Here is a 13,162-nt window from a genome sequence, read left to right as displayed (position 1 = left end):
GGTCCACGGCGCCGGGCCCGCTCGCCCCACCGCCACGCGAAATCCGCCCTCATCCCCGGGTCAGGACCGCCACCGGGTATCGGTCCAGCACTTCGGCGAGGCGTGCCACGGTCAGCCCGTCCGCGCGTTCGGGCGCCAGGACCCGGCCCGTGAGCCGGTCGGTCCACACACCCGGCCCCGAGGGCAGCGCCACCATGGTGTCCGCCCAGCCGCCCNCCGGCAGCCGGGTGGCGACCACCGCCAGGTCGGGTCCGGAGGATCCCGGCGAGGCGCGGGCGAAGGCCAGGGCGTGGTTCCGGGCCGGTCCGGAGGCGGTGAGCGGCAGGTATCCCGCGGGGCGCAGCTCGCGGCGGACGCGCAGGCAGGTGCGTACCAGGTGGAGTTTGGCCGCGCCGGTGGCGTCCACGGGCGGGCGCCATCCCTCCTCGATCCGCGCCAGCAGGTCGGCGCGGGCCTCGTGGTCCACGGGCCTGCGGTTGTCGGGGTCCACCAGGGACAGGTCCCACAGTTCGGTGCCCTGGTAGACGTCCGGGACCCCTGGTCCCAGCAGCTGCACGGCCTTCTGTCCCAGGGAGTTGCTCCATCCGGCCTCGCGCACCGCCTCCACCATGGAGGCCACCTCGCCGCTCAGGACCCCGTCGCCCAGGACCCGTGCGGGCCAGGTGCGGACCCGCTCCTCGAAGTCGGGGTCCTGGCGGGTCCAGGAGGTCCCCAGCCGCGCCTCCCGGGCGGCCTTGAGCAGGTACTCGCCCAGCCGTTCCTCTCCGATCGGCCAGGCGCCGACCAGGGTCTGCCAGCCCAGCAGGTTGAGCGCGGGCTCGGGCAGGGGGCAACGACCGGTCCAGCGGCGTACGGCGTCGGCGAAGTCCGCCGACACCTCGCTGAGTGCGGCCAGCCGGGCGCGCACGTCCTCGGAGCGCTTGGTGTCGTGCGTGGACAGGGTGGTCATGGTGTGCGGCCGGGCGGCCTCGCGGCGGGCCGCGCCGTCGTGGAACCCCTCCGGCGCGACCGCGAAGTCGGCGGGGTCGCCGCCCACCTCGTTGAGGGCGACGAACCGGGTGGTCCGGTAGAAGGCCGTGTTCTCGGTGCCCATGGCCACGACCATCCCGCTGGTCTGCTGGATGCGCCGCGCGGCCTCGCCCCGGGGGTCCCGGCGCACCCGCAGGTCGACGGCCTCCAGGTCGGGGGCCAGGTCCGGGCGTCGGCGGGCGGCGGTCTCCACCGCCCGGGCCCAGTCACGTTCCCCCTCGGGCAGGTAGGAGCGGTACACGTCGAAGGCGCACAGCAGCTCGGCGACGGCCTCCTCGCGCTGGCGCACCGCCTCGGGCGGGGGCTCCTCCCCGTTCCCGTCCGGTCGGGGCGGCAGCAGGGCGGCGATCCTGCGCACCTCGGCGCGCAGCAGTACGGTGGCGGCGTGGCGGCGGGCCCGTGTGTCGGCCTCGGTGACGTCCACCTCCACCCCCTGGTCCAGGGCCAGGGCTGTCAGGTCGGCCTCTCCTGAGGGGTCCACGAACACCCCGCAGATCTCGCGCAGCGCGTCGTACCCGGTGGTCCCGGCGACCGGCCAGGACTGCGGGAGGTTCTCTCCGGGGGCGAGGATCTTCTCCACCACCATCCAACCCCCGAAACGTTCGGTGAGCCTGCGCAGGTAGCCGCCGGGGTCGGTGAGCCCGTCGACGTGGTCCACCCGCAGTCCGTCCAGCTGGCCGAGTTCGGCCCAGCGCAGGATCTCGGCGTGGGTGGCGTCGAAGACGCCGGGGTCCTCCACCCGCACGGCGGCGAGTTCGCTGACGTCGAAGAACCGGCGGTAGGTGAGTTCGCCGTCACCGCGCCGCCAGGACACCAGGCGGTAGTGCTGGCGCTCGTGGACCCGCTCGACGGGGTCGCCGGGCGCGTACGTGCCGGGGGCGAGCGGGTAGCGCTTGTCGTGGTAGGCCAGGCAGCCGTCGGCGAGGGTGAGCTGGTCCAGGGCGGCCCGTCCGCCGTCGCCGTCGTCGCCCAGAACGGGGATGAGGATCGGCCCTGCGGCGAAGTCGACGTCGAAGCAGCGCGCGTACACCGAGTCCCGCCCGTGTTCGAGGACGTCCCACCACCAGCGGTTGGCGTCCGCGTGGACCACGGAGACGTGGTTGGGCACGATGTCCACGACCACGCCCAGGCCCCGTTCGCGCGCCTTGACGGCCAGGGCCTCGCGGGCGGTGTCGCCGCCCAGCTCGGGTGAGACGCGGGTGGGGTCGACGACGTCGTAGCCGTGTTGGGAGCCCGGCGCGGCGGCGAGCACGGGGGACAGGTAGACCGCGCCGACCCCCAGGCGGTCCAGGTAGTCGAGCAGGTCCGCGGCGTCCTCCAGGGTGAATCCGGGGCGCAGTTGCAGACGGTAGGTTGAAACCGGGGCGGTGGACGTGTCGTGGGTGCTCATCACGCATCTACCCGTGCCCCTCCCGTCCGCGTGTCATGCGTACCGGCCGGATGAGCGCCATCCCACACGGGTCCGCCTTGGGGGTGTTGGTCCACCGATGATTAAATTCTTCGGCGGTGCTCCATCACCAGCGACGACGCTCCCGTTCGGGATGCTCGGCGGTGAACGCAGACCAGGACCACCGACACCGACGAAGGGGATAGAAGCAGCCGTGCTCCCGTCCAACAAGCGCACCAAGACCGGCGTCCTTCGCCACCGAGGCCCCCAGTGGGGGGCGGCGTCGGCCGCGCTGGCAGGCCTGCTGCTGGCCACGACCGGCTGCGGTAGCGACCAGGCGGTTCCGGAAAGCGCCGCGCCGCCGGTCCCCGAGGACCTGGAATGCTTCTCCGGCAGCCTCACGGGGGCCGGTTCCAGCGCCCAGGAGAACGCGATGACGACCTGGATCGCCGGTTACCAGTCGGCTTGTGAGGACTCGCGCGTCTACTACAACTCGATCGGTTCGGGCGGTGGGCGCAGCCAGTTCATCGACGGGGCGGTGGCCTTCGCCGGGACCGACGCGGCGATGGACCCGGAGGAGAACGCCGACGCCCGTGAGCGGTGCGGCGGCTCGAACGTGCTCAACCTGCCCGCGTACGTGGTGCCGATCGCGGTGGTGTACAAGCTGGAGGGCGTGGAGTCGCTGAACCTGCCTCCGGAGACGTTGGCGAAGATCTTCAACCAGGAGATCACCCGCTGGAACGACCCCGAGATCGCCGAGGCCAACCCGGACGCGGACCTGCCGGACATGCGGATCACCCCGGTCAACCGCTCCGACGACTCCGGGACCACCGAGAACTTCACCAACTACCTCAACGCCGTGGCGCCCGAGGCCTGGCCGCACGAGCCGAGCGGGCAGTGGCCGATCGTCCCGATCGAGTCGGCGCAGGGCAGCAGCGGTATCGCCGACACGGTCGGACGGGCCCAGGGGTCGATCAGCTACGTGGAGATGTCGCACGCGCACGGTCTGCCCAAGGCGAACATCGGCGTGGGCGGCGAGTTCGTGGAGATCTCCTCGGAGGCCGCCGCGCAGGTGGTCGCCAACTCCCCGCAGCGCGAGGAGAACGCCAGTGAGTACGACCTGGCCCTGGACCTGGAGTACGACACGACCGAGGCGGGCAGCTACCCGCTGGTCCTGGTCAGCTACGAGGTCGTGTGCCAGGACTACCCGGACGACTCCCAGGCGGAGAAGGTCAAGGCGTTCCTGCGGTACGTGGTGAGCCCGGAGGGCCAGTCGGCCGCCTCCGAGGAGACCGGTTCGGCTCCGGTCAACGACGACCTGCGCGCCAAGCTCCTGGAGTCGATCTCCGCCATCAGCTGACGGGTGCCGCCCTCGGAAGGTGCCGCGCGGAGCGCCTCCGGCGGGCGATGGCGGGTGACGAAGAGGGAAAAACCACGGCCGAAGGCCACCGTTGAGGGCGGTAGCCCGCCCCCACGCGAAGCGCCCCCGGCGGGCGATGGCGGGTGACGGGTGGGAGGGACCACGGGCACGCCGCTGAAGCGGCGTGCCCGTCGCTTGTCCGTCCCCTCCGGGGCGGGAGCGGCGGACGCCCTCCGCCGCGCGACGTCCCGGCACGGCTCGCGCCGCGTTCCCCCTCAGTCGACGGCCGCCCGGCCCCGGCGGTCGCGGCGCAGCCGCTGGCGGGCCCGCTCCCATCCCGAGCGCAGCCACCCCGGGGACCGCGGGCCGCCCCGGCCCGGGTCCTCCTCCGCCATCCCCTGTTCACCACCCGCGACCCGCGTCGTGGAGGCGGCCACCTCCACCGGGTCCGGTTCGGCGCGCGGGGGCGGCGGCACCGAGCGGTACAGCGACAGGTCGGTCAGCGTCTCCTCCCCGGCGTGGATCCGGTAGCGGCCGTGCAGTGCGGCGACGACGTCACCCAGGTCCTCGCCCTCGTCGCGCACCCGCATGGCCCGGGCCAGGGCGCGGGTGCGCCACAGCCGCACCCCGGCGTCACGGGTGGGCGAGGCGGCGGGAAAGAGTTCGGTCAGGCCCGCGCGGGCGCGCTCGGCGCTGGCCAGCAGACGGGACAGGGCGACCTGGCCCAACCCCCAGGCCACGGGCACCTGGAGCAGGAACGGCGAGGGGAATCCGGTCCGGGGCGCCGAGGTGGCGAAGGAGACCCGGGGTTCGCCCAGGTAGTTCGCCTGGATCAGACGCAGGTCCAGGTGGGGTCCGCCGACGTCGTTCCTGCCCTGACCGGCTCCCTCCCAGTCGGCGACCAGGGTGACGGACAGGTCGGTCTCGGTGCTGTCCAGGAGCCGGTCCACGCAACCGCGGACCAGGTCGTAGGGGGCGCCGGAGACGTCGACCACGCCGTGGACGAGCGGGACGCGGCGCCGGTGGGCGGGTACCCGCTCGCGGTAGACGTGCGGATGTGGCATGAACTCGGCGAGCACCTCGGTGCGGAAGCGTTCGGAGGGCAGCCGGGTGCGCACGGTGCCCGCGCGGCCCANNNCGGGTTCGGGCAGCAGGACGGCGCCCGCCTGCCAGAGCCGGTAGCCGAACTCGGTGTCCTGGCCCAGGTTGAGGTCGGGGTCGACGCCTCCGGCGGCCTCGTAGAGGCTGCGGCGCACGGCCGCCGCCGCGCCGACGTAGGCGTGGAACCCCAGGTGGTCGGCGTCGCGCAGGCCGTCGCTCTCGGCGAGGACGCGTTCGACCCACTCGTGGTGGCGGCCGGTGTCCAGGGTCCGGTGGAGGGCTCCGGTGCGGGCCAGGGCCAGGACCTCGGTGGGGTTGTCGGGGCCGGTGTCGGTGAAGCGGACCCGTCCGAGCGTGACGGCCTCGGCGTGCACGTGGTGCCAGCGCGCCTGGGCCTCGACGAACTCGGGGCACACGACCATGTCGGCGTCCATCCACACCAGGACGTCACCGGTGCTGGAGTGGGCGCCGAAGGCACGGGCGTACCCGGCGCCCCAGCCGCCGACGGGCGCGGTCAGGACACGGCAGTGCGCGGGCCGCACCGCGGGCAGGCGCAGGGGCCGGGAGGAGTGGTCGTCCACGACCACGACCTCCAGCAGGTCCTCGGGATAGGTCTGCCCGGCCAGGGAGGCCAGGGCGAGGTCGAGGCGCTGTTGGCCGCCACGCGCCGGGATGACGACGCTGACGCGTAGTTCGGGGCTCCAGCGGCCGAGGGAGGGCGGTGTCAGCGCGCTCCAGTCGTTGCGGAAGACACGGGTGGGGACGCGTTCCACCCGGCCGCGGTGAGACACCCCGTCAACATGAGACCCTACGTGCTTATTCGGTGACACACAGTCACCATACCCCCGCTTGGCCGCACGGCGGAGACCTTCACCCATGTGTCACGAAACGGTCTCGCCCCGCTCTGCTCCGGACAACGGCGCGGGGACGCGCCGCACCGAGGTGCGACACGTCCCCGCGGAGGCCCAGAAAGACACTGACTACCGGTACCGGCCGTCGGACTGGGCCTTGAGCATCCGGACGCCCAGAAAGGCCACGCCCACGACCAGTCCGATCATCACGAGCCAGATCAGGAGGCCCACCAGGGCGGAGAGGATCCAGAAGAAGGCGATGACGACCGCGATCCCGGCGGCGACCCTGAGCAGAAGACGTCCCATGCGCCACAGAATACGTTGATCGTCCCGGTCATCGGATACCTCCGCCGGTGGTCACCGGGCCGGGGCACCTCAGCCCACGCGGACGGCCGCGGTGAGGACGCCGTTCCAGTAGCCGTCCAGGGAGACCTCCGCGATCGGCTTGGACGGGTTGGAGCCGTGGATCATGTTGCCGTTGCCGGAGTAGATCCCCACGTGGCTGGGCGCGGACTCGCTGTAGAAGAACAGCAGGTCACCGGGCTGGAGCTGGTCAAGCGGAACCTGCGTACCGGCGTTGACCTGGTCGTAGGTGGTCCGGGGCAGGTTGACCCCGGCCTGGGACCACGCGGCCTGGACCAGTCCCGAGCAGTCATAGGAGTCGGGACCGGTGGCACCCCAGACGTAGGGCTTGCCGATCTGGGCGCGGGCGAAGTCCAGGACGGCCTGGACGTCCCCGGACGCCGCGACCGTGGCGCCGCCGTCGTCGCCGCCCGTGGAGGCCTCGGAGACGGTCGGGTCCTGCCCGCCCAGGCCCTCCAGGACCTCTGCCTGCTCGTCCAGGGCCGCCTCGCCCTCCTCCTTCGCCGTCTCGGCCTCGGTGAGCGCCTCGGCCGCCTCCTCCTCCGTCTCGGCGGCCCGGTCGCGCAGAATCTCGGCGCGCTCCACCTCCGCGACGTAGCCGGCGAGGACGGCGTCCTGCCCCTCGGAGAGGTAGTTCAGGTCGGCGATGTTCTGGAGGGACGCGTCCGGGTTCCCCTCGAACAGGACCGTGAAGAGGCTGTGGGTGGACTCGGTGTAGGTGGTCCGGGCGATTCCGGAGACCTGGTCGGACATGGCCTCCAGTTCCTGCTGGGCCGCGGCGAGCTGCTCCTCGACCTCCTCCAGTTCGGCCTCGGCCGCCTCCTGGTCCTCCTGGGCCTGGTTGTAGGCCTCGTTGAGCCCGGAGAGCTCCTCCTGGAGCTGTTCGTAGCGCTCCTGCGCCTCCTCCTGGGTGGGTTCGGCGAGGGCGACGCCCGAGGACAGGACGACCGCGCCCAGGGCGGCGAAACCGACGGTCGCGACACGGCGCCTGGCACGCCTTCCGGGTTCGGGGTTGCGAGTCAAGGGATCGACTGCCTTTCTCCCACACCCGTCTACCAGCGCAGGGCACCCCGAGGACACGCCTGGTACAGGCGTGCGGGGATGTGGTGTGAGGGGGATCCCGGCGAACGGCGTGAGAGGGGCCGCGGGAGGTGTGCCGGCGTTCTGCGACGGCCTCTGCTCCTGGGAAGAAGGAGTACGGATGAGCAGAGTGCGACGGGAACCGGACGCCGTCACCCTTGTGGTGACTAACGGGGGCGTTCCGGCCTGAGGGAACACTAATCCACCACCGGGGACGTACGCGACCCTTTCGTTACCTTCCCTTGGGCAACCCTCTCACCAGCGGTTCCATAACAAGAGGCCAGGAATCCCCGCGCACGGGCCGAAACGGGGATTTATTCTCCCCGGTCGGCACGCACCAAAACGGGGTCAAGTCCACCAGAAAAGTGACGTGTCTCACTCGAATCGAGGGAAGGGGCGGGGGCGCGCCCCCGCCCCGACACGGGACGTCACAGGTGACGCTGCCACCAGTCCAGGATCGCCTCGAAACGGGCGACGCGGTGGCTGGGCAGGCCCGAACGCGACAGTTCGTGTCCCTCACCGGGGAAGAGCAGCATCTCCGCCTCGTGGCCGCGCAGCCTGAGCGAGACGAACAGGCGCTGCGCCTGCTCCACCGGGCAGCGCCAGTCCTCCTCGGAGTGGATGATCAGGAACGGGACGCTGATCTGGTCGGCGTAGGTGAGCGGGCTCTCCTCGGCCCAGGTCTCCGGCGGTCCGTACAGCGGGCCGGGGAAGAACGACCCGATGTCGGAGGAGCCGTGGAAGCTCTCGATCGCGTTGACCGCGCGCTCGCTGATCGCCGCACGGAACCGGTCACCGTGGTGGGCGGCGATCCAGGTCGTCATGAACCCGCCGTGCGAGCCGCCCATGACGCCCACCCGGGAGGAGTCCAGCCGTTCGTCCCCGAGCGCCTCGTCCAGGAAGGCCAGCACGTCGGTGGCGGTGGTCGCGCCCACCGAGCCGATGACGGCCCGGCCGTGCTCGTGACCGTAGCCCGAGGAACCGCGCGGGTTGCACATCACCACCGCGTACCCGGCCTCCGCGTAGACCTGGACCTCGTCGAAGAGCTGGTGGCCGTACTGGGCGAAGGGGCCGCCGTGGATCATCAGCAGCACCGGATGCGGGCCCTCCCCCTCGGGGACGGTCACCCACCCGTGCACGGGGTAACCGTCGGCGGTGCGCGCCGTCAGCTCCGTCATCGGCAGCGGGTCCAGCTCCCCGGCGAACTCCGTGAGCGCGCGCGTGCCCGTGTCGGTGACCAGGACCAGCTCACCGCTGCTGCGGCCGTCGGCGACCACCGCGACGGTGACCCCGCCCGCGCTGTCGAAGGACTGGACCTGCGTCCTACCACCGATGACCGTCTCGGGCTCGCCGCCCGCGAAGGGCACCAGGACCAGGTCCACCGCTCCCCTGTTCTCCGCCAGGCCGAGCACTCCGCGCCCGGTGACCACGGGGCCCCCGGCCATCCTCGGGTCGTGGTCGGGGGTCAGCCGGGTGGGCGCCGCCGAGGCGTCGGCGGGAACCGACCACAGGGCGGTGGTCTGCCCGACGAAGTCGTTGAGGTCCGGGCCGAGCTCGTCACCCCGGAAGTAGACGGTGGCGCCGTCCTCGGAGACGTCGCTCTCCACTGCGGCCAGGTTTCCGGCGGTGACCCGGCGCGGCTCGGCGTCCTCCTCCGGCGCGCACGCCCACACGTCCCCCACCAGGTCGGTGTCGCGGGTCTCGTGGCGTGCGGCGCTGAAGAGCAGCTCGGTGCCGTCCGGACTCCAGGCCACGGCGGAGTGGTCGACGTCGCCCCGTGTCACCTGGACCGGCTCGCCCACATCACCCGAGGGGTCCAGGGGAGCGGAGACGAACACGTGTGAGCGCCGGTCGTTGGTGAACCCGAGGTTGTCCAGCCGGTACTTGAGCCGCGTCACGCGCCGGGGCGGCTCCTTGCCCGGTTCGACGTCCACGTACCGGTTCGGTTCGGGGACGCGTGCGGTGTAGGCGATCCGGCTGGAGTCGGGGCTCCAGCGCGGGGCGCCCGCGCCCAGCGGGTGGGAGGTGATCCTCCACGGCTCGCCGCCGTCGGCGGGCAGCACGTGGATCTGGGGGCGCTTGTCGTCGTCGGGGCGCAGGAAGGCGATCCACCGCCCGTCCGGGGAGAAGACCGGGCCGTTGTCCCTGGTCCCCCGGGTGAGCCGTGAGGGCGGGGCCGAACCGTCCGTGGGGACGGACCACAGGGAGCCCAGGTAGGCGTCCTCCACCAGGTCCGGGCGGGTCACGGCGAAGACCGCGCGACGGCCGTCCGGGGACAGGGTCGGCGCGCTGAGACTGTGCAGGTGGGCGATGTCAGCAGGTTTCATACACGAAGACGGCCGTCCCGGCGCGGGGAGCGCCGCGGCCGCTCCCTTCCTTTCCCTCTGCGGCGGAACCGTCGTTCGGGGCCACCGCGTGCCAGGTACGGCGGAACCATGTCGGACACCGCCGTTCGAACTCGGGGCGCGCTCCGGTCCGGAGAACGCCCTGGAGGGACCTTATCCAGGCCCCTTACCGGAAATCCAGGCACTTTTCCGACACAGACCCCCTCTTTCCTCCCACATCCCGGACACCACGCCGAACCCGACGACCAGGGAACACCGAGGCGTGGAAGGCGACGGCCAGGACCCGCCTCCGACCGCGAGGCGCGCCAGCCGTCCCACCGACGGCTCCGGGGAAGCCCCCCGGGGGGCGCCTCGGGAGGGCTTCGACTTTCTCCCCCTCCTGAAGGAGGGAGGAGCCGATACGCGCCACGCGCGTATGAGCTCCGGGACCCGGCCCTCACGGGCTCGGTTTCCTGCTTCGTCGCCGACGGCGGAAGGGAGGCCCCCTGCCGTCTGACACCAGTTCACGCCCCCACCCTGCGGGCTTCGCCAGCATCGCGCGGCGGGGCCCGACAGCATCCGGGGCCGCGACTCGACCAGCCCAGGAAGGACCATGACCGTCCCGTCCCGGGGCGGACGACGGGGAGGGACCGGTGCGGCGGGCGGGAGCGGGCCGCCCACCGCGCCGGGGGCGGGCATCAGCCCGGCTCAACCGGCAGGCCCCGGTGACGGCCGGCGCCGTCGGTCTCCAGTCGGGTGCACACCCATCGGCCCCCGTCCCGCCGGGCACGGAACGCGAACACCCGGGAGCGCCGGTCACAGCGGATCACGGCGTTGGCCTCCATCTCGTCGGAGTCCACGGGCTGGTGGAAGACCCGTGCCAACCGCGGCGCGAGTTCGCAGGCGACGGTGCCGCGCATACGGCGCAGCTCCTCGCGGACCGGAACGGTCACCTGTGCGCGCAGGGCCTCGGGGGTACGACGACCCACCAGGACCTCCGCCACGCGCTGGGCCAGCAGGTGGAGGTCGCCCGGGGTCCGGTGGCCCGCCAGGGGCGGGGGCCCGCACCGGCGCACGGGAACGCGGCGCTGGGGCGTGCGCGCGGGGGTGCGGACCGGACGGTGGTGCGCGGACGCGCCGCGGGTACAGAGGGGGCGGGGGCAGTGATGGCGGTGAGGGGTGTACGACATGAACAGATCCCTTCCGGGAGGATGACGTCCGCCTTCACCCCCGCACAGAGCGGCCACGGCCTCCCCGCGCCACCTGGTATTCCAGGTTTCGCCCCCGTCACCCGCCACCAGGGCGGAGAGGAACGACACGGCCCATAACCGGCATACTGCAAGGGTGACTTCCGCGTACCTCTCCTCCCCCCTGCCCGTGGCCCTGGCCCACCGCGGCGGGTGGATCACCGATGACCAGGGCGTGCGCCGCACCGAACTGGAGAACACGGCCGCGGCCTTCCAGCACGCCGTCGACCTCGGCTACACGTACCTGGAGACGGACGTGCACGCCACCAGCGACGGCGTCCTCATGGCCTTCCACGACGACACCCTGGACCGCGCCACCGACATGAGCGGCGCGATCGGCGACCTGCCCCACCGGGAGGTCGCCCGCGCCCGCGTGGCCGGGCGCGAGCCGGTGCCGACGCTGGAGGACCTGCTCGGCAGCTGGCCCGAGGCGCGGTTCAACATCGACGTCAAGGCCGACGCGGCCGTCCTGCCGCTGCGCGAGGTGCTGCGCCGGACCAACGCCTGGAACCGCGTGTGCCTGGGCTCCTTCGACCAGCGCCGCCTGGACCGGACGCGGCGGCTCATGGACCGACCCGTCGCCACGTCCTGCGGCCCCCGGGACGTGGTCCGGCTGCGGGTGGCCTCCCTGTCCCCGCTGCTGCGCTCCCTGGCCAGCCGGGTCCCGGTGTGCGCGCAGATCCCGCTGCGCCACGGCACCTTCCCCGTGCTCAGCCGGGACCTGATCCGCACCGCGCACCTGTGGGGGATGCAGGTGCACGTGTGGACCATCAACGAGCCCCGCACGATGGAGTACCTGCTCGACGCGGGCGTGGACGGCATCGTCACCGACAACACCCTCGCGCTCAGGGAACTCCTCGTGCGGCGCGGCCGGTGGACCGGCCGCGCCCCCTCCACCGACGTCCCCCAGCCGAACGGATAGGTCCCCATGGCCCCCACACCCCCGGAGACGGACGCCGGCGGCGCCCCCTCCACCGATCCCCGGCAGCGCCGACGCGAACAGCGCGGGTGGTACCTCTACGACTGGGCCAACTCGGTGTTCATCACCTCGGTGGTCACCGTGCTCATCGGCCCCTACCTGAGCAACCTGGCGTGCGTGTCGGCCGGGGCCCCGGACTCCGCCTCCTGCCTGGACCCGTCGCTGTCCGTCAGCCCGCTGGGGCTGGACCCGCTCGCCCTGCACCCCAACGCGCTCTATCCGGCGCTGACCACGGTGGCGATCCTGCTCCAGATCGTGTTCCTGCCGATCGTGGGGGCGATGGTCGACCACTCCCGGCACAAGAAGCGGTGGCTGTTCTGGCTGGCCGCCGGCGGATCGCTGTGCACGGTGGGACTGTACTTCGCCACCGACGGCTACATGGTGGCCTCGGTGCTGTTCGTGCTGGCCAACCTGTTGTACGGGCTGGCGGGCGTGGTCTACAACGCGTTCCTGCCCGAGGTGGCCACGGCCGACGAACGCGACCGGGTGTCGGTCACCGGCTGGGGCATCGGCTACCTGGGCGGAGCCCTGCTGCTGGCCGTCCACCTGGGACTGGTGGTCGGCGCGCCGTCCCTGGGCATGGGCACGGACGACGCCGCGCGCATCGCCTTCGCCTCCTGCGGCCTCTGGTGGGCGGGGTTCACCGTCCTGGCGCTCCGGCCCCTGCGCAACCGCTACGGCGCCCTGGCGGCACGCGGACGGGGCCGTCCGAAGGTGGGCCGGTCACTGCGCCAGTTCGGGCGCACGCTCAAGGAGATGCGCGGGTATCCGAACACCCTCCTGTTCCTCCTCGCCTTCATCCTGTTCAACGACGGCGTGCAGGCGGCCATCCGCTACGCGGCGCCCTTCGCCACCCAGGACCTGGGGCTGGACCAGGACGTCCTGATCGTCACCATCCTCGTCATCCAGTTCGTGGCCTTCGGCGGCGCCTTCCTGACGGGTCTGGTCTCCCGTCACCTGGGAACGAAGAACACCGTGCTGGCCACGCTCGCGGTGTGGAGCGCGCTCGTGGCGGCGGCCTACTTCCTCCCGGCCGGGAACGTGCCGCTGTTCATCGCCATGGGCGTGGGGATCGGCATCGTGCTGGGCGGCACCCAGTCCCTGGCCCGGTCGCTGTACTCCCAGCTCATCCCCAGGGGTCGGGAGGCGGAGTACTTCAGCCTGTACCAGATCTCGGACAAGGGGTCGAGCTTCCTGGGATCGCTGACCGTGACCGTGGCCGTCTCCCTCACCGGCGGCTACCGGGCGGCGATCGTGTCGCTGATCGTGTTCTTCGTCGTCGGCGGCCTGCTGCTGTGGCGGACCCGCATGCGCGAGGGCATCATCGCGGTCGGCAACGAGGTCCCCGAGCGGCTGTGAGGTGCTCCTGAGGGGCTCGCCGGAGGTTCACCGGGGTCGTCGCGGTCTGTCGTGGGCCCCGGCGATACTGGGGCGACGGACG

The 13,162-nt window shown here is 72.4% G+C and carries 9 protein-coding genes; 3 read left to right on the top strand and 6 right to left on the bottom strand.

Going from position 1 to position 13,162, the window contains the following annotated elements; all coding sequences use genetic code 11:
* Window positions 1-49: 49 nt before the first annotated feature.
* Window positions 50-2,419 carry a malto-oligosyltrehalose synthase gene (gene treY, locus D455_RS0100455; RefSeq protein ID WP_017568794.1) on the bottom strand — a complete coding sequence of 790 codons (2,370 nt, stop codon included), beginning with the start codon at window positions 2,417-2,419 and terminating at the stop codon, window positions 50-52.
* Window positions 2,420-2,630: 211 nt separating this feature from the next.
* On the opposite strand from treY, the gene pstS reads away from it, so the two are divergent.
* Window positions 2,631-3,776, top strand: coding sequence for a phosphate ABC transporter substrate-binding protein PstS (gene pstS / locus D455_RS0100450; RefSeq protein WP_017568793.1), 1,146 nt, complete (start codon window positions 2,631-2,633; stop codon window positions 3,774-3,776).
* A 275-nt stretch (window positions 3,777-4,051) separates the two neighbouring features.
* Here the strand turns inward: pstS and D455_RS0100445 are convergent, their stop codons facing one another.
* The 5 genes from D455_RS0100445 to D455_RS0100425 all read right to left on the bottom strand — a co-directional run bounded on the left by D455_RS0100445 (window position 4,052) and on the right by D455_RS0100425 (window position 10,685).
* The gene (locus tag D455_RS0100445; protein WP_017568792.1) at window positions 4,052-5,650 is read right to left on the bottom strand and encodes a glycosyltransferase; all 1,599 of its coding nucleotides are present in this window, start codon (window positions 5,648-5,650) and stop codon (window positions 4,052-4,054) included.
* 207 nt (window positions 5,651-5,857) lie between these two features.
* On the bottom strand, window positions 5,858-6,034 hold the full coding sequence (locus D455_RS34370) for a hypothetical protein (protein ID WP_017568791.1): 177 nt from the start codon (window positions 6,032-6,034) through the stop codon (window positions 5,858-5,860).
* Window positions 6,035-6,103: 69 nt separating this feature from the next.
* Window positions 6,104-7,114, bottom strand: a complete 1,011-nt coding sequence (locus D455_RS0100435) for a C40 family peptidase (RefSeq protein ID WP_017568790.1) — start codon at window positions 7,112-7,114, stop codon at window positions 6,104-6,106.
* Between the two features lie 485 nt (window positions 7,115-7,599).
* Window positions 7,600-9,498, bottom strand: coding sequence for a S9 family peptidase (locus tag D455_RS0100430; RefSeq protein WP_017568789.1), 1,899 nt, complete (start codon window positions 9,496-9,498; stop codon window positions 7,600-7,602).
* Between the two features lie 695 nt (window positions 9,499-10,193).
* Window positions 10,194-10,685, bottom strand: a complete 492-nt coding sequence (locus tag D455_RS0100425; protein WP_017568788.1) for an Rv3235 family protein — start codon at window positions 10,683-10,685, stop codon at window positions 10,194-10,196.
* A gap of 154 nt (window positions 10,686-10,839) precedes the next feature.
* On the opposite strand from D455_RS0100425, the gene D455_RS0100420 reads away from it, so the two are divergent.
* A complete protein-coding gene (locus D455_RS0100420; protein ID WP_017568787.1) occupies window positions 10,840-11,664 on the top strand; it encodes a glycerophosphodiester phosphodiesterase in 825 nt (274 codons plus the stop codon).
* A 6-nt stretch (window positions 11,665-11,670) separates the two neighbouring features.
* On the top strand, window positions 11,671-13,080 hold the full coding sequence (locus tag D455_RS0100415; protein WP_017568786.1) for an MFS transporter: 1,410 nt from the start codon (window positions 11,671-11,673) through the stop codon (window positions 13,078-13,080).
* Window positions 13,081-13,162: the final 82 nt, after the last annotated feature.

The organism is Nocardiopsis halotolerans DSM 44410 (assembly GCF_000341065.1).
GTDB classification, from domain to species: Bacteria; Actinomycetota; Actinomycetes; order Streptosporangiales; family Streptosporangiaceae; genus Nocardiopsis; species Nocardiopsis halotolerans.
This window is presented reverse-complemented; position numbering and strand designations above follow the sequence as displayed.

Excerpts from the sequence above, each read along its gene's own strand:
- D455_RS0100430 (WP_017568789.1), bottom strand. The coding sequence starts at position 9,498 with ATGAAACCTGCTGACATCGCCCACCTGCACAGTCTCAGCGCGCCGACC.
- D455_RS34370 (WP_017568791.1), bottom strand. The coding sequence starts at position 6,034 with ATGGGACGTCTTCTGCTCAGGGTCGCCGCCGGGATCGCGGTCGTCATC.
- D455_RS0100425 (WP_017568788.1), bottom strand. The coding sequence starts at position 10,685 with ATGTCGTACACCCCTCACCGCCATCACTGCCCCCGCCCCCTCTGTACC.
- D455_RS0100415 (WP_017568786.1), top strand. The coding sequence starts at position 11,671 with ATGGCCCCCACACCCCCGGAGACGGACGCCGGCGGCGCCCCCTCCACC.